Source organism: Variovorax sp. PDC80 (genome assembly GCF_900115375.1).
Taxonomy (GTDB): domain Bacteria; phylum Pseudomonadota; class Gammaproteobacteria; order Burkholderiales; family Burkholderiaceae_C; genus Variovorax.
This window is the reverse complement of the sequence record NZ_FOWG01000004.1, coordinates 258,522-275,121: the sequence shown is the minus strand read 5'-3', so window position 1 is coordinate 275,121 and position 16,600 is coordinate 258,522. Positions and strand designations below refer to the sequence as shown.

Below are 16,600 nucleotides of genomic sequence, written 5' to 3'. Positions count from 1 at the left end.
ATCATTCACAAGACTGATGGACGTCAATTTCCGCACACTCGACCTCAACCTGCTTCGCGTCTTCGACGAGGTGATGGCGGAGCGCAACCTCACGCGCGCCGCGCGCAACCTGTCGATCACGCAGCCGGCGGTGAGCAATGCGCTGCGGCGGCTGCGCGAGGTGCTGGGCGACGAGCTGGTGCGCCGCGCCGGCGCCGGCGTGGAGCCCACGCCGCGCGCGCTGGCGCTGTGGCCCACGGTGCGCGACGCGCTGCGCCAGCTGCAGCACACGCTGGCGCCGGGCGAGTTCGATGCCGGCACCGCCGACACCACCTTCCTGCTGGCGATGGCCGATGCCACTGCGGCCGAGCTGATGCCGGGCCTGGTGCGGATCGCCGAGACCGAGGCGCCGGGCATTTCGATGCGGGTGCTGCCGCTGACCACGCGCGACCCGCGCCGCATGCTCGAGCACGAGGAGGTCGACATGGCGATCGGCTACTTCCCGGCCGTGATCGCGAGCCTGGCGGCGCGCGGCCAGTCGGGCGTGGGCGTACCCTTCGAGACCCAGCGGCTGTACCTGGGCCAGTACGTGTGCGTGATGCGGCGCGGCCATCCGCTGGCCGAACGACCGCTCACGCTCGACGACTACTGCGCCGCGCGGCACCTGCTGGTGAGTTTTTCGGGCCGGCCCTATGGCTTCATCGACCAGACGCTGGGCGCGCTCGGGCGCGAGCGGCGCATCGTGGTCACGGTGAACCAGTTCTTCACGGCCGGCCAGGTGGTCGCGACCACCGATCTGCTGACCGTGCTGCCGCGCCATTTCGTGACGGTCACGGGCATCGGCGACCAGCTGGTGCTGCGCGACCTGCCCTTCGACCAGCCGCCGGTGCACGTGGATGCCATCTGGCACCGGCGCGCCCAGCACGCCCATTCGCACGAATGGCTGCGGCAATCGCTGCTGCGCTCGGCGGCGGCCGCTTTCGCGGGCTCGATACTCGGGCAGCAGGTGCCGGGCTGAAACGCCCGGCGGTTGGAATCGCTCGCGGGTCAGCGAACGACGCGCAGCCAGGCGGCTGCCGCGCCGCGCAGTTCCTGCGCGTGGTGGGCGTCGAGGCCCGCGCGCACATCGGCGCTTTCCATCAGCGCCGCGGCGTGGCTGGCCGGCGCAGAATTGGCGGAGGAACGGAAGAAACGTGCCACTTGGGCAATGAGGCTGAACATGATGGTGCGCGGCTCTTGGCTGCGCTGCAGTGGTTGATGCCCCATAGATTAGGGGTTAACCCTAGTTAAAAAATGCCACATCTATGCGTGATGCGCATAGGCTGATCCACCTAGATAGAAACCCTGATGAAACTGCAGCTGCTCTCGGACCTGCATCTCGAATCCCACCCGCGCTTCCACGCCGAGCCCGTGCCGGGCGCCGACCTCCTGGTGCTCGCGGGCGATGTGGGCTCCTACCAGGAGGGCTCGCGCCTGGAGGAGCCCGACTTCGGCCTCGGCCGCTTCTCGCCCAAGAAGGGCTGGCCGACGCCCGTGATCTACGTGCCGGGCAACCACGAGTACGACAACCTCGATTTCGACGAAACCCACGTTCGGCTGCGCGCGCTGTGCGAGGAGCTCGGCATCCTCTGGCTCGAGCGCGAAACGCTGGTGATCGAGGGCATCCGCTTCATCGGCACCACGCTGTGGGCCGATTTCGACGCCCTCGTGACGCCCACCGACGGCCTCGCCGAAGCGCTCAAGAAGCGCGGCAAGGCGATGCGTGCGGCCGATTTCTATCTCGAGAAGATGTCCTCGCGGCGCAATGGCGTGCCCTTCCTGTCGGCCGAACTGAGAGAGCAAGGGCTCACATGCCAGGCCTGGCTGCGGGAAGCGCTGGCTGAGCCCTTCGACGGCACCACGGTCGCCATCACCCATTTCGCGCCCTCGCTGGCCAGCGCCGATCCGCGCTACGGGCTCACGCCCGGCACCGCGGGTTTCTGCAACTCGCTCGACGAGCTGCTGCCGCAGGCCAGCCTCTGGCTGCACGGCCACCTGCACTGCGCCTTCGACTACGTGAAGGACGGCTGCCGCGTGGTCGCCAATCCGCTGGGCTACCGCAGCAAGGGCGAGCAGGAGGGCTTCCGGCCCGAGCTGCTGATCGAGATCCGCTGAGTCCGACAAGCCGCCGCGACGCCGCCGATATGATGGCCCGCACTCCTCCAACCACCGCCCTTCGGCCTCTCGCCGCCCGCGCATGCTCGACAACCTCGCACCCTTCCTCATCCACTGGGCCATCACCGCGCTTTCGCTCTGGGTCGCCAGCCGCATCTTCAAGGGGCTGAGCTTCGAGAGCACCGGCGCGCTGATCATCTCGGCGCTGCTGCTGGGCCTGGCGAACGCGGTCGTGAAGCCGCTGCTGATCGTGCTGACCCTGCCGCTCACGCTGGTGACCTTCGGCCTGTTCCTGCTGGTGATCAACGCGCTGATGATCCTGCTGGTGGCGGCGCTGGTGCGCGGCTTCCGGGTCTCGGGCTTCTGGACCGCGCTGTTCGCGAGCCTGTTCGTCTCGATCCTCAGCATCCTGATCGGCGCCTTCGTCGGCGGCAGCGATCCGGCCACCACGATCCAGATGCCGCAGGGCACCGGCAACTGGCTCTAGCCAGCGCCGCGCTTCAGCGCGCGGCCAGCCCGTCGAAGCAGGTCGAGAGCACGAGCTCGACGATCTGCGCGTCGCTGTGCTGCCCGCCGCCCTGGAGAAAACCCAGCACCGGATCGCAGCCGCGCGCATAGAGCGTGTAGAGCACGCCGATCGCGGGCAGCTTGGGATTCATCGATCCGTCGGCCTGGGCCGCCTGGATCCAGCCGCCGAGGGTGTCGCTGATGGTCACCAGCCGGTCGATGTAGCCGCGGTTGCCCAGCAGGGTCGCGCGCAGGCTGGAGTTCTGGTGCGGCAGCGTGGGCATCTCGCCCGCGAGCTGCAGCTCGAGCGCCCAGCGCACCGTGGCGCGCAGCTTGCCAATCGGCGGCTCCTCGGCCGGCAGCGCCGCGAGCATGTCGAGCGTGCGCTGCATCAGTCGCACCATCGCGGCGGCCGCCAGGTCTTCCTTGCTCGGGAAATGCTTGTAGAGGCTGGCCTTGGCGATGCCCACCGCGGCCGCGACCTCGTCGACCGTCATCGACTCGAAACCCTTCTGCGCCAGCAGCCGGTTGGCGGTCTGCACGATGGCCTCTTCCCGCGCAGCCAGCATCTGCGCCTTGAAGGAAGGCTTGGCGGTCGAAACGGTCATGCCGAAATTCTAGTCTCGCGCGTCATCCGGCATACGGCGCGCGTGCCGAATTACCAAGCAGTCTGAAGTTCCACCCCGGGGCTCAGGCGCCGCGGCGCTCGTGCGCGCTGTCCTTGTAGTGCTGTGCCTTGTCCGCGTACATCGCGCGGTCGGCGCGCTGCAGCGCGGCCTCGAGCGAATCGCCCACGTGGCAGGTCGCCAGCCCGATCGCCAGGCTCAGCGCATGGCCGCTCTGGCCGGCATGGAACTGGTTGTTGAGCTCCAGCAGCGCGAGGATGCGCTCGCGCATCGCCTCGGCGCCGCGCTCGTCGGTCTGCGGCATCAGCACCGCGAACTCGTCGCCGCCGATGCGCGCGGGCCAGGACGGCGTGTCGACCGCCTTGTCGAGCACCTCGCCCATGCGGCGCAGCATGGTGTCGCCGGCGGCGTGGCCTTCCTGGTCGTTGAGCTGCTTCAGGCCGTTGAGGTCGATCGCCACGATCGACACCGGCCACGGCCCCTTGCGCGCCAGGCGGTTGAGCTCCTCGGTGTAGAAGGTGCGGTTGCACAGCTGCGTGAGCACGTCGTGCTTGCCCAGGTACTCGAGGTAGGCCTCGGCCTTCTTGCGCGCGGTGATGTCGACCAGCGAGACCAGCACCAGGTCCCAGCTGTCGAGCCGGTCTTCCTGCACCGCGAACTGCATGTGGATGTTGAGCAGCTCGCCCGACAGCGAATAGTTGATCACCTCGCGCTGCTGCAGCGTCTTGTGGTTCCACAGATCGTTGAGCTGCTCGGCGAACGATTCGCGCATCTCGTCGCGGAAGATGCGCGACAGGCTGCCCAGCAGGGTGCGCAGGTCGGGCGCGCCGAACATCCGCAGGGTCTCGTGGTTCACGTCGATGACGCGGATCTCCTGCATGCAGCGGGTCACGAACTCGGGATGCACCTTGAGGAAGGTGGCGAAGTCGGTGATGCCGCGCGCGCGCAGGTTGTCGAGCAAGCCGCGCACCGCGCTGAAGTCCTCCACCCACAGCGACACCGGCGAGTGGTCGAACAGGCTGCGCGCATAGCGCTCGCTCTCGGCCTGCCGGCGCTGGGCCGCCACGCGCTCGGTCACGTCGTCGAGCGCGACCAGCACGCGGTCCCAGTGCGCTTCGTGGCCCGGCAGCACGCGCGCGCGCACCCGCACGTCGAGCCGGCGGCCGTCGAGCGCGTAGTTCACGGTCTCGCTCTCGAAGCGCATCTGGCCGCGCCAGAGCTGGTCGAGCTCGTGCACCACGGTGGCCGACATGTCGCCGCGGAACACGCTGTCGAGCGACCCGAGCAGCTGCGCCTGGCTCTCGGCCGCGAACAGCTCGAGCGTGTGGCGGTTCACGCGCAGCACCTTCAGCGAGGCCATGCAGTCGCGCACCCGCTGCGGATCCTCGGCCAGGAAGGCGACGAGGTCGGTCACGCCCTGCGCGCGCCAGCCGTCGAGCATGCGCCGCAGCGCGCTGTAGTCCTCGATCCAGAGCGAGACCGGCGCCAGATCGAAGGTGGCGTCGAGGTCGTCGACGGGAGCGGCATCGGTCGCGTCGGTCAGGTCCATCCGTGAAGCTTTCGAAAGAAGAGGCGGGACAAGCGGGGCAGCGCGGACTAAAACCTAATTATTACCCTGCCAAGACACCATGGCGCATCCCGCAACCGGGGATTCTGCCTGCCGCCCGTCCAGAAAAGCCCCGCTCAGCTCAGCATCTGGCCGCGGCTTCCGATCACCGCCACGTCCACGAAATTCCCGCCTTCGCGGTTCGCGCGGCCGTAGTTCAGCTTCAGGCCGCCGAGGTCGAAGCCCTCGATGCGCTCGAGCCCCTGCAGCACCGAGGCACGATTCAGCGACGGCCCGGCGCGGCGCATGCCCTCGGCCAGCACGGCGGCATTCACGTAGCCCTCGAGGCTCGCGAGCGAGAACTCGCGCGTGCCGTTGGCGACCATGTCGGCCTGGTAGCGGCGCACGATCTCGAACTTGGTCGCGTTCGGCGACGGCACCACGATCGTGAAGCCCAGCCCGCGCGACAGCTCGCCGAGCGCGCCGAGCGAACTCGCCGTGATCGACAGCCCGTAGGCCGAGCTGTTGCCGCCCGCCTCGCGCAGCGCCTTGAGGAACACCGGCGCCGTGCCCGCGAGACCGACGATCACCACCTGCGGCTTCGCCTGGGCGATGGCCGTGGCGGCCGGGCCGACCTCCATGCTGGTGGTGTTGGGCGTGGTCGCGACCACGGCCGGCTCGAGCTTCGCCTTCGCGAGCGAGGCCTTGAAGGCCGCCAGCAGCGACTGGCCCAGCGGGTCGTCCGAATGCACGAGGCCGATGCGGTCCTGGCCCAGCACCCGGGCCGTGCTCACCAGCTTCTCGATCTCCTGCGCGTAGTTGACGCGCACCCAGAAGGTGTTGGGCGCGTTCTTCTTGCGCAGCGCGAGGGTGCCGGTCAGCGGCCCCACCACCGCCATGCCCGGCACCGCGTCCATCACCTCCGAGGACGGGCGCGTGCCCAGCGGATGCAGCAGCGCAAGCACCGAGGCGTCCTTCTCGAAGGCCAGCGCATTGGCCTTGGCCAGCTCGGGCTTGAACTGGTCGTCGGCCATCACGAGCTCGACCCTGGTGCCGTTGAAGCCGCCCGCGCGGTTCATCGCCGCGAAGAAGGCCGAGGAGCCCTGGAACAACCCCTGGCCATTGACCTTCTCCACGCTGCTGTTGTCGAAGGTCGCGCCGATGCGCAGCGGCCGGTTCTGCGCGAAGGCCGGCAGGCCCAGGCCCGCGGCGAAGGCCGTGGCCGCGATACGGCCCAGGGCCTGGCGGCGGCCGGTGGGCAGGACGGGGGATGGCGGCACGCGCGGCGTCGCGACGGTCATGGTTCGGGGCTCCCTGGCGACATCCTGGCGATGTCTTGGTGACAAAACTTCACATTTTTGCCAGGAATGTAACCCAGGCCGTTCGCACCGGAATGACAGGCCGGCCGCCCTGCCCGCCGCGGCGCGTCAGAGCAGCTCTTCGCCCACGATCGGCAGCAGCAGCCAGTTCTTGAAGCGCAGCCAGATGAACTCGCCGGGCTCGTCCTCGTGGACGATGTCGCCGCCCGCGTCGTCGTACTCGAGCCACTGCACGCGGCGGCCGTCGGGCCCCAGCCGCAGGCGGTAGCCGATGTTCACGCGCGCAGTGGTGCGCATCAGCCGCTCGTAGTCGTTGACCATGTCGGGGCTGTCGATCACCAGCCCCATCTCGGTGTTGACCGCGGCCGAGCGGTGGTCGAGGTTCATCGAGCCGACGAAGAAGCGCTCCTGGTCCACGATCGCGAGCTTGGCGTGCAGCCGGCTGATGGTCTTGCCGAAGTCGCCGAACTGGCCCGAGCGCCCGCTGAGCAGCGGCGCGATCTCGAAGATGTTGACGCCGATCTTCAGCATGTCGGCGCGGTAGCGCTCGTAGCCCGCGTAGGCCAGCGGTTCGTCGGTGGCGCCCAGCGAATTGGTGATCACCGTGATGCGCACGCCGGAGGCCACGTTCTTCTTCATCTGCGCCATGCCGCGCGCGCCCGGGATGAAATAGGGCGAGGCGATCTTCACGTCGTGCTGCGCCGAGTCGATGACGCCGAGCGCGCCCTCGGTCACGCTGCCGCGGTAGGCCAGCTCGGGCTTGCGCGTGATCTTCTCGGGATCGTCCACGAACAGCGTGAACGGCGCCCAGTAGCGGTCGAGCTTGCCGGTGATCAGCTGCTCGCCCACCGGCGACTTGTCGAGGATGTCGCGCGGGCGGATCGGCACGTCGGGCACCGCCGTGCGCGCGATCTCGTCGAAGCGGCGCTGCGCCGTCTCGGGCGTCATCGCCAGCGGCGCGATGTTCTCGATCGGGCGCACGTGCGGGCTGTTCCAGTAGCGGTCGAAGCCGTCGGACATCTTGCGCACCACCGGGCCGCACGAGATCACGTCCATGTCGATGAAGTTCGCCGCGGTGCTGCGCATGAAGTACTCGTTGGCGATGTTGCGCCCGCCCGAAACCGCGAAGCTGTTGTCGGCGATCAGCAGCTTGTTGTGCATGCGGTGGTTGATGCGGCCGAAGTCGGTGATCGACAGCGCCAGCCGCGTGGCCAGCGAGCTCGAGCGCGAGGGCAGCGGGTTGAACAGCCGCACCTCCACGTTCGGGAAGGCCGAGAAGGTGCTGAAGACCTCGTCGGCGCCGCCGGTGTAGAGGTCATCGACCAGCAGGCGCACGCGCACGCCGCGCGCGGCCGCCTCGCGCAACTCCTTGAGGAACAGCAGGCCGACGTCGTCGTTCTGGATCAGGTAGTACTGGACGTCGAGCGACTTCTCGGCGTGGCGCGCCAGCGAGATGCGCGCGTCGAAGGCGAAGGCCGCCTCGGGCAGCAGCCGGAAGCCCGACAGCGGGGTTTCGCTGCCGCCCGGCGCGTCCTTGTAGGCGAGCTGGCCCAGCTCGGTCTGCGTCACGTCGGTGAAGGCCAGCGTCGGCGGCTTGTCGGGCGGCGGTGGCGGCAGGCTCGCGCAACCCGATATCCATGCGGCCGCGGCGCACAGGGCGAGCGCGGCAAGGCGGCGGAGCGAGGTGGCGGGCATGGCTCGAAATGTAGCTCGCGGCGGTGACGAACGTCACCCCTATGATCGGCGCGGCGCCACGGGCGCATGCGAGGGTAAGAGAAGGCTAAGAAAAGGGGTCGGAAAAGAGTGCTCAACGGCTTGTGGCTGGGTTTCTTCCTGGTGGCGGCGCTGGCCGCCTTCGGCCGCTGGCTGCTTGGCGGCGACCCGGCCGTCTTCGCGGCGCTGGTCGAGAGCCTGTTCGCGATGGCCAGGCTCGCGGTCGAGGTCATGGTGCTGCTGTTCGGCACCCTCACGCTGTGGCTGGGCTTCCTGCGCATCGCCGAGGCGGCCGGCCTCGTGGGCTGGCTCGCGCGCATGCTCGGCCCGCTGTTCCGCCGGCTCATGCCCGGCGTGCCGGCCGGCCATCCGGCGCTGGGCCTGATCACCATGAACTTCGCGGCCAACGCGCTCGGCCTGGACAACGCCGCCACGCCGATCGGCCTGAAGGCGATGCGCGAGCTGCAGCGGCTCAACCCCGACCCGGTCACGGCCACCAATGCGCAGATCCTGTTCCTGGTGCTCAACGCCTCCTCGCTCACGCTGCTGCCGGTCACCATCTTCATGTACCGCGCGCAGCAGGGCGCGGCCGATCCCACGCTGGTGTTCCTGCCGATCCTGCTGGCCACCAGCGCCTCCACGCTGGTCGGGCTGCTGTCGGTGGCCGCGGTGCAGCGGCTCAAGCTGTGGGACCCGGTGGTGCTGGCCTACCTGCTGCCGGGCGCGCTGCTGCTCGGCGGCTTCATGGCGCTGCTGGGCACGCTCTCGGCCGCGGCCATCGCCTCGCTCTCCTCGCTGCTGGGCAACCTCACGCTGTTCGGCGTGCTCGTCGCCTTCCTGCTGGCCGGTGCGCTGAAACGCGTGAAGGTCTACGAATGCTTCATCGAGGGCGCCAAGGAAGGCTTCGACATCGCGAAGAACCTGCTGCCCTACCTGGTCGCGATGCTGTGCGCGATCGGCGTGCTGCGCGCCTCGGGCGCGCTCGACCTCGCGCTCGAGGGCTTGCGCTGGCTGGTGCATGCGGGCGGCTTCGACGCGCGCTTCGTCGACGCCCTGCCCACCGCGCTGGTCAAGCCCTTCTCGGGCAGCGCGGCGCGCGCGATGCTGATCGAGACCATGAAGAGCCAGGGCGTCGACAGCTTCCCCGCGCTCGCGGCCGCCACCATCCAGGGCAGCACCGAGACCACCTTCTACGTGCTGGCCGTGTACTTCGGCGCGGTCGGCATCCAGCGCGCGCGGCACACGGTGGCCTGCGCGCTGCTGGCCGAACTGGCCGGCGTGGTCGCGGCGATCGCGGTCTGCTACTGGTTCTTCGGCTAGGACGCCTGCGGCACCGCCTCGCGGCCCGGCAGCGCCACCGCCGTACGGCTCGCCCCCGCGCGCAGCGCCTGCCTGTAGGCCGTCGGCGAACTCCCGGTGACGCGCTTGAAGGCATGGCTGAAGGCGCTCTCGGAGGTGTAGCCCAGGCTCTGCGCCACGAGCGCGACCGGCGTGTCGTCCTCGCCCAGGGCGCGCTCGGCCAGGCGCATGCGCCACTCGGTCAGGTAGCCCAGCGGCGCGATGCCGGCCACGGCCTTGAAGTGCGAGGCGAAGGTGGTGCGCGACATGGCGCAGGCGCTGGCCAGCTCCTCCAGGTGCCAGGCACGCGCCGGATCGTCGTGCATCGCCCGCAGGGCCGGCGCGATGCGCGGCTCGCTCAGGGCGCGCAGCAGCCCGCGACCAGCGGCCCCGAGGTTCCCAGGTGCGCGCGCAGGATCTGGATGAACAGCAGCTGCGCGAGCTGGGCCGCGGCGAGCTGCGCCCCGGGCTGTGCCTGCGTGCGCTCCTCCATCAGGTGATCGAGCAGCCAGCGGAACACCGGGGCCTGCGGCGCCGACGCGCGGACATGAATCCACGGCGGCAGGGCATTCAGCAGCAAGGGCCCGCTGACCGGGTCGAGCAGCACATGGCCGCCGATGTGCGCGAACTCGCTGCCGTCGCCGAGCTGCGCCGAGGAGCGGCCCGCGCCCGAGAACAGGCCCATGGCATCGACGGGCTCGGCCTCGGGATCGCTGGACAGGATCGACCAGCGGTGCGCCGACAGCAGCCCCACGTCGCCGGTCTCGAAGCGCGCGGGCTCGGGCTCCCCTTCGATGCGGACCCAGCAGTGGCCCTTCACGACGGCGAAGAACTTGATCTTGTCGGGCGCCGGAAAACGGATCGCCCAGGTACCGCCGGCCGTGAAGCCGCCGGTCACCAGGCTCTGCGCATGGGTCAGCTTGAGGATGTCGGAGAAGGGATCGGCGCTCATCTTCGTACTATCGCGCAAGCAAAGCGTACTCCCAAGCATTCACAGTCCGAGTCCCTCGAAATATCGTTCCCCATCTCGCATCACGCACGAACAAGGAACGGATATGGAACAGGCTTTGGTATTGGTCACCGGCGGCACCGGCTTCATCGCGCAGCACTGCATCCTCGCGCTGCTGGCCCAGGGATTTCGCGTCCGCACGACCGTGCGCACGCTCGCACGGGAAACGGAGGTCCGCGAGCACCTCAGGACGGGCGGCGCCGAGCCGGGCGAGCGGCTGGGCTTCGTGGTCGCGGACCTGGGCGCGGACGCCGGCTGGGCCGAGGCCGCGAAGGGATGCACCTACGTGATCCACGGCGCCTCGCCCACGCCATCGGGCAGCTATGCCACCGACGAGGACTGGGTCCGGCCGGCCGTCGACGGTAACCTGCGCGTGCTGCGCGCCGCGCGCGATGCGGGCGTCCAGCGCGTGGTCCTCACCTCGGCCTTCGGCGCGGTCGGCGTCGGCCATGGGCCGATGGGCCGGCCCTTCAATGAAGAGGACTGGAGCAACCTCGCGGGCGATGTCGCGCCTTATCAGAAGTCGAAGACGCTGTCCGAGCGCGCCGCGTGGGCCTTCGTCGAGAAGGAAGGCCGCGGCCTCGAGCTCGCGGCCGTCAATCCGACCGCGGTGCTGGGCCCCGCGCTCGGCGCCGACGTCTCGCACTCGATCCAGATCATCAAGGGAATGATGGACGGCCAGCCCGGCTCGCCGAAGATCAACTCGGGCTTCGTCGACGTGCGCGATGTCGCGGACCTGCACCTGCTCGCGATGACGCATCCGGCCGGCAAGGGCGAGCGCTTCCTCGCGATCGCGGGCGAGAGCCTGTGGCTGGCCGACGTGGCGGGCATCCTGCGCGAGCGCATGGGCGCGGCGGCGCAGAAGGTGTCGACGCGGGCCCTGCCCAACTGGCTGGTGCGGCTCGGCGCGAAGACCGACCCGCGCATGAAGGCCGTCGTGCCGATGCTCGGCGTGAGCATGAACGCCACCAGCGAGAAGGCCCGGCGGCTGCTCGGATGGAATCCGCGCTCGGCCGAGGAGGCGATCGTCGCGACGGCCGAGAGCCTGGTGCGGCTCCAGCTGCTGAAGGCGTGAGCGGCGCAGCTCTGCGGCCTCATTCCCTCCCGCGTGCCCGGTAGCTGCCGGGCGCGATGCCGGCGAAGCGCCGGAACGCGCTCGACAGGTGGCTCTGGCTGCTGAAGCCGCACTGCAGCGCGATCTCGACCAGGCTCAGCTCGGTGCGCAGCAGCAGCGTCCTCGCGCGCGCGATCCGCGCGGCCATCAGGTATCGGTGCGGCGGCATGCCGAAGGCGCGCTTGAACCAGCGCGCGAACGAATAGACATCGAGTTGCACGAAGGCCGCCATCTCGGCGAGCGTGAGCTTCTCCTGCAACTGGTCGAGGATGAACTGCTGCACGCGCCGGCGCAGCGCGTCGCCGGCCTCGATGCGCTCGACCTGCAGCCGCGGATCGGCCGCATGGTGCCGCCGCAGGTAGGCCGCCAGCGCCACCGCGATGCTTTCCCCGTAGATCGCGCCGCCTGGATAGCCCTCGCGGATGTCGGCGGCGAGCGCAAGGCTGGCCTGCCAGACGAAGCCGTCGCGGATGCCGTTGCCCGGCACCAGCTCGACCGTCCTCGCGCCCGGCGAGCTCGAGACGGCCTGCACCAGGCCCGGCGTCAGCCCCAGCACCACGCCGCGCCAGCGGCCGCGCGCATGCCCGCTGTACGACAGCCCGGCGGGAAAGATGCCGAAGCTGCCCGGCGCGAAGTCGCCCGTCACCGGCCGGTGCCCCGACCAGTGGATGCGCGCGGAGGTCAGTGCCTCGTGGTGGAGCATCACGCCGTGCTGGAACAGCACGGTCTCGGGCATCTCGCCGCCCGAGCCGCGCCACTCCTCGAGCCGCAGCCCGGGCCAGAGGCCCTGGTCCTGCAGCAGGACCGCCTCGGGTTCGAACTTCGTGCGGGACGCGGTCGTGGTGTCGAATCGCTCGGCGAAGGTCTGCACGGGCGTCTTGTCTTTCTGTCGGGGAAGGAAGGCACGAGTGTCCGACGCACGGCCCGCCGCGGGCATGCAGGTTTGCCCGCAGCGCCCGCAAGCAATTGCAAGATTCTGAAAAGCCGCGCCGTTTCGTGGAAGCCATGGCCGCGCGCGCTGCCTAGCATCGCGCCGCCAATCAATACCTGGAGACACGATGAGCGAGAAGACATGGAGCGGCCGCGGCAGCGTGCTGCTGGCGGCGTGGTGCATCGGCGGCGGCGCGCTGCTCGCGGGCTGCGGCGGCGGCGATGGCGGCACGCGCTTCGCGGGCCTTCCGCCCGCGAGCACGGGCAACCCCGCGCAGCCGCCCGCAACGACGACCAAGGCGGCCGACATCAAGGTGCTGTCGAACCGCGCGGACCTCGTCAGCGGCGGCGACGCGCTGGTCGAGATCGTGCCGGCCGCGGGCATCGCGGCGAGCGCGCTGCGCATCGAGCTCGACGGCACCGACGTGTCGTCCGCGTTCGCGATGCGGCCCGGCGAGCGCTTCATGGGGCTGGTCACCGGCATGAGCGAGGGCCGCCACCTGCTGACCGCGCGCGCCGGCGACACGGCGCTGTCGTCGCTAGTGATCACCAACCACGCCAACGGCGGGCGCATCCTCTACGGCCCGCAGATCCAGCCCTGGGCCTGCGATGCCGGCGCGCAGGACGCCGACTGCAACCGCCCCGTGAGCTACAGCTTCAAGTACCTGTCGAGCGATCCGGCCGTCGCGGGCTTCCAGCCCTACGACCCGGCCCGGCCGCCGGCCGACATCGCCACCACCACCACCGACCAGGGCCGCACCGTGCCCTTCGTGGTGCGCATCGAGACCGGCGTGCAGGACCGCGACTACTACGACGTGGCGGTGCTGTTCGATCCCGCGAAGCCCTGGGCGCCGTGGCAGCCGCAGGCCGCGTGGAACCGCAAGCTGCTGATCCAGCATGGCTCGGGCTGCGGCAACGGCTACGGCCAGTCCAACGCCCTGTCCTCGCAGCGCGTGCTCGACCGCGATGCGCTCTCGCGCGGCTTCGCGGTGCTGGCCGTGTCGCTCAACGACTCGGGCCACAACTGCAACATCGCCGTGCAGGCCGAGGCCACGATGATGGCCAAGGAGCGCATCGTCGAGGCCTACGGCGAGCTGCGCTACACCTTCGGCTACGGCAGCTCGGGCGGCGCCATCGCCCAGCAGTGGATGGCCAACGCCTATCCGGGCCTCTACCAGGGGATCATCGTCGGCGCCTCCTTTCCCGATGCGGGATCGACCGGCAACGAGGTCGAGGACTGCGCGCTGCTGCGCAACTACTTCGGCCGCACCGCCACCGCGTGGACGCCCGACCAGCAGGCCGCCGCCTCGGGCCACCTGAACACCGCCGTGTGCACCGAGTGGATCGACTTCTACAAGTTCAACAACAACCTGAACCCCTACGCGACCAACATCGCGAACATCCCCGGCACCTCGCCCACCGCGCTCGGCGGCTGCGACGCGCCCCCGGGCGCGCGCTACGACGCCACCTTCAACCCCGGCGGCGCGCGCTGCACCTCGGCCGACTCGGCGATCTCGATCTTCGGCAAGCGGCCCGACGGCTTCGCCAACCGGCCCTACTCGAACGTGGGCCTGCAGTACGGCCTGCTCGCGCTGAAGGCGGGCCGCATCAGCGCCGAGCAGTTCGTGGACCTCAACGCGAACATCGGCTCGCACACCATCGACTACGCGCTGCAGGCGCCGCGCGTGGCGGCCGACCCGGGCGCGATCGAGGCCTCGTACCGCTCGGGCTCGTTCAACCAGGCCAACGGCCTGGGCCAGGTGGCGATCATCGACATCCGCACGCTCGACATCAGCGGCATCCATCACCAGCACCGCTCGTGGACCCTGCGCGCGCGGCTCGACCGCGCCAACGGCGGCCACGCCAACCAGGCGATCTGGTACCAGGCCGGCAGCCAGCGCGAGGCCTACGACACGATGGATGCGTGGCTCGGTGCGATCGAGCGGGACGGCGACGCCACGCCGCTCGCGCGGAAGGTGATCGCCCATCGCCCCGCCAGCGCCAACGACCGCTGCGGCAGCGCCGACGGCACGGGGCTGTCGATGCTCGAATGCACCGGCCTGGCCGACGGCTCGACGCGCATGGCGGCCGGCGAGGCCATCACGGGCGACGTGCTCGAGTGCCAGCTCGCGCCGCTCGACCGCGCGAGCTACGGCACGGTGGTGTTCTCGGACGCGCAATGGTCGCGCCTGAAGGCCGCCTTCCCCACCGGCGTGTGCGACTTCGGCCGGCCCGGCAAGGGCCAGCAGCCCACGCGCTTCTGGCAGACCTACCTGGACACGCTGGGCCAGGTCGTCGTCGGCGGCATGCCGCTGCCCGACCTGCCCTGAGCCGGGTTCATCGCGGCTCCACCACCGGGAACATCGGCTCGAAGCTGTCGAGCATCGCCATCAGCTCGACCAGCTTCGCGCGGTCGCCCTCGATGCGCACCTGGCCGGCCAGCACCGCGGCCGGCAAGCTGGTCTGCTTCAGCGTCACGGCGTCGAGCGTGGCGCGGCTCAGCGTCACCGTGGCGTCGGCATCCGGCTGCCGCCCGGCGATGTGGGTCAGGGCCGAGTTCTCGAGCGTCAGCACGAACTGCTGCTTCGAATCCGTGAAGTTCCAGTTGATGACCAGCCGCTTGCCCTCGGCCTTCGCGGCATCGAGGCGCACGCCGAGGTAGTCGAAGAACAGGTCGTTGCTCACGGCCTTGAGCGTGTCGGCGTTGGCGGTGCCGCCCGACGGGATCTTCGGCACGCCGTTGCGCAGCTCCATCGCGCCCACCAGGTAGGCGCTGCGCCAAGTGCCGGCCTCCGACTGGTAGCCCAGCTGCTCGAGCGCGTCGGCGCCGAGCTCGCGCGCCGCGCGGTTCGAGGGATCGGCATAGACCACCTGGCTCATCGCGCTCGCGACCCAGCGGTACTCGCCCCTGGCGAAATCGCCGCGGGCGCGCGCGATCACCGCCTCGGCGCCGCCCATGTACTCCACCGTCTTGCGGGCCTGGGCCACGGGCGGCAGCGGATTCAGGTTGGCGGGATTGGCGTCGTACCAGCCCAGGTACTTCTGGTAGACCGCCTTCGCGTTGTGCCGCAGGGTGCCGTAGTAGCCGCGCGCCGACCATTCCTGTTCGAGGCTCGCTGGCATGCGCAGGGTCTCGGCGATGTCGGCCGCGGTGTAGCCGTGGTTGAGCAGCCGCAGCGACTGGTCGTTGATGAACTTGTACATGTCGCGCTGCTTCTTCAGCAGCTCGACGATGCGCTCGCGCCCCGTGGTGGGCCAGTGGTGCTGCGCGATCAGCACGTCGGTCCTGTCGCCGAAGGCCACGCGCGCCTGGTCGATGTACTTCGACCACAGGCTGCCGTCGCGCACCTCGGCGCCGCGGATGGTGTAGAGGTTGTGCATGGTGTGCGTCACGTCCTCGGCCATGTTGAGCACGCGGAACTGCGGCAGGTACATCAGCATCTCGGACGGCGCCTCCGAGCCCGGCACGAGCTGGAACACGAACTGCACGCCGTCGATGGTGCGCTCCTCGGTCGGCTTGTCGATGGTGGCGGTGGGCGCGATCAGCGTGACGGTGCCGCGCGCCAGCGCCTTGCCCAGCCCGGTGTCGACCTGGCCGCGCACGCCCGGCGGCAGCAGCGAGCCGAACTGGTACTGCGAGCGCCGGCTCATCGCATTGCCCGCGAGGATGTTCTCGGCCACCGCGGTCTCCATGAAGCCCGAGGGCGCGATCACCTGCACCTTGCCGGCCGCCACGTCGGCCTCGTCGACCACGCCCTTGACGCCGCCGAAGTGGTCGGCGTGGCCGTGCGTGTAGACCACGGTGCCGACCGGCTTGCGCGGCCGGTGCTGGTAGTACAGCGCGAGCGCGGCGCGCGCGGTCTCGGCGGCGAGCAGCGGGTCGATCACGATCAGCGTGCTGTCGCCCTCGACGATGGTCATGTTCGCGATGTCGAAGCCGCGCACCTGGTAGACCCGGTCGGTCACGCGGAACAGCCCATGGATCGCATTGAGCTGCGCCTGGCGCCACAGGCTCGGATTGACGCTGTCGGCCGGCGCGTCGGCCTGCAGGAAGCCGTAGGGCTTCATGCTCCATGCCGGGCGCTCGCCGGCGCCGGGCACCAGCGCGTCGGGCACGGTGCCGATGAAGCCGCGCATCGCGTCCTCGAAATCGCGCCGGTCGGCGAAGGGCAGCGTCTTCGCGAACTCGGCATTGGCGGCCAGCGTGGCGGGCTCCGGCGGCTTGGGCGCGAGGGGCACTGCCGGCTGCGCAAAGGCCGTGGCGCAGGCCAGCGCGGCGCAGGCGGCGGCGGCGCGATGCGCGCGTGAAAGGACGGGGAGGAGATGCATGGTGCGGCCTGGCGCGAAGCTGGAAGCTGGAAAGTG

Annotated in this window: 13 protein-coding genes and 1 pseudogene; 6 read left to right on the top strand and 8 right to left on the bottom strand. The window is 70.0% G+C overall.

Features of this window, described 5'->3' with window-relative positions; all coding sequences use genetic code 11:
• Positions 1–16: 16 nt before the first annotated feature.
• Positions 17–997 carry a LysR family transcriptional regulator gene (locus tag BM109_RS14720; protein ID WP_093343834.1) on the top strand — a complete coding sequence of 327 codons (981 nt, stop codon included), beginning with the start codon at positions 17–19 and terminating at the stop codon, positions 995–997.
• Between the two features lie 29 nt (positions 998–1,026).
• Here BM109_RS14720 and BM109_RS41210 read toward each other — a convergent pair whose 3' ends face one another.
• On the bottom strand, positions 1,027–1,200 hold the full coding sequence (locus tag BM109_RS41210) for a hypothetical protein (RefSeq protein ID WP_177239347.1): 174 nt from the start codon (positions 1,198–1,200) through the stop codon (positions 1,027–1,029).
• A gap of 126 nt (positions 1,201–1,326) precedes the next feature.
• Here BM109_RS41210 and BM109_RS14710 point away from each other — a divergent pair, with 126 nt between their 5' ends.
• Both BM109_RS14710 and BM109_RS14705 read left to right on the top strand, forming a co-directional pair.
• Entirely contained in the window at positions 1,327–2,133 is an 807-nt protein-coding gene (locus BM109_RS14710; RefSeq protein ID WP_093343831.1) for a metallophosphoesterase, read from the top strand.
• 82 nt (positions 2,134–2,215) lie between these two features.
• Positions 2,216–2,620: a phage holin family protein gene (locus BM109_RS14705; protein ID WP_093343829.1), complete on the top strand. Its 405-nt coding sequence runs from the start codon at positions 2,216–2,218 to the stop codon at positions 2,618–2,620.
• 13 nt (positions 2,621–2,633) lie between these two features.
• On the opposite strand, the gene BM109_RS14700 is transcribed toward BM109_RS14705, so the two are convergent.
• The 4 genes from BM109_RS14700 to BM109_RS14685 all read right to left on the bottom strand — a co-directional run bounded on the left by BM109_RS14700 (position 2,634) and on the right by BM109_RS14685 (position 7,826).
• On the bottom strand, positions 2,634–3,248 hold the full coding sequence (locus tag BM109_RS14700; protein WP_256222581.1) for a TetR/AcrR family transcriptional regulator: 615 nt from the start codon (positions 3,246–3,248) through the stop codon (positions 2,634–2,636).
• Between the two features lie 82 nt (positions 3,249–3,330).
• The gene (locus BM109_RS14695) at positions 3,331–4,815 is read right to left on the bottom strand and encodes a sensor domain-containing diguanylate cyclase (protein WP_093343828.1); all 1,485 of its coding nucleotides are present in this window, start codon (positions 4,813–4,815) and stop codon (positions 3,331–3,333) included.
• A 134-nt stretch (positions 4,816–4,949) separates the two neighbouring features.
• On the bottom strand, positions 4,950–6,113 hold the full coding sequence (locus BM109_RS14690; protein WP_093343826.1) for an ABC transporter substrate-binding protein: 1,164 nt from the start codon (positions 6,111–6,113) through the stop codon (positions 4,950–4,952).
• Positions 6,114–6,239: 126 nt separating this feature from the next.
• Positions 6,240–7,826, bottom strand: coding sequence for a phospholipase D family protein (locus BM109_RS14685; RefSeq protein WP_093343825.1), 1,587 nt, complete (start codon positions 7,824–7,826; stop codon positions 6,240–6,242).
• Positions 7,827–7,934: 108 nt separating this feature from the next.
• Here BM109_RS14685 and BM109_RS14680 point away from each other — a divergent pair, with 108 nt between their 5' ends.
• Positions 7,935–9,164: a nucleoside recognition domain-containing protein gene (locus tag BM109_RS14680; RefSeq protein ID WP_093343824.1), complete on the top strand. Its 1,230-nt coding sequence runs from the start codon at positions 7,935–7,937 to the stop codon at positions 9,162–9,164.
• On the opposite strand, the pseudogene BM109_RS14675 reads toward BM109_RS14680, so the two are convergent.
• A pseudogene (locus tag BM109_RS14675) lies at positions 9,161–10,173 on the bottom strand (AraC family transcriptional regulator). The gene BM109_RS14680 and the pseudogene BM109_RS14675 overlap by 4 nt on opposite strands.
• 64 nt (positions 10,174–10,237) lie before the next feature.
• Here BM109_RS14675 and BM109_RS14670 point away from each other — a divergent pair.
• Positions 10,238–11,266: an SDR family oxidoreductase gene (locus BM109_RS14670; protein WP_093343823.1), complete on the top strand. Its 1,029-nt coding sequence runs from the start codon at positions 10,238–10,240 to the stop codon at positions 11,264–11,266.
• Positions 11,267–11,285: 19 nt separating this feature from the next.
• Here BM109_RS14670 and BM109_RS41205 read toward each other — a convergent pair whose 3' ends face one another.
• Positions 11,286–12,176, bottom strand: a complete 891-nt coding sequence (locus BM109_RS41205) for a helix-turn-helix domain-containing protein (RefSeq protein ID WP_177239346.1) — start codon at positions 12,174–12,176, stop codon at positions 11,286–11,288.
• 187 nt (positions 12,177–12,363) lie between these two features.
• Between BM109_RS41205 and BM109_RS14660 the strand changes: the two genes are divergently transcribed.
• Positions 12,364–14,565 (top strand): DUF6351 family protein, encoded by a 2,202-nt coding sequence (locus BM109_RS14660; protein ID WP_177239345.1) that lies wholly within the window; start codon positions 12,364–12,366, stop codon positions 14,563–14,565.
• 7 nt (positions 14,566–14,572) lie between these two features.
• Here the strand turns inward: BM109_RS14660 and BM109_RS14655 are convergent, their stop codons facing one another.
• Positions 14,573–16,564, bottom strand: a complete 1,992-nt coding sequence (locus tag BM109_RS14655; protein ID WP_093343818.1) for an alkyl/aryl-sulfatase — start codon at positions 16,562–16,564, stop codon at positions 14,573–14,575.
• Between the last annotated feature and the right edge of the window lie 36 nt (positions 16,565–16,600).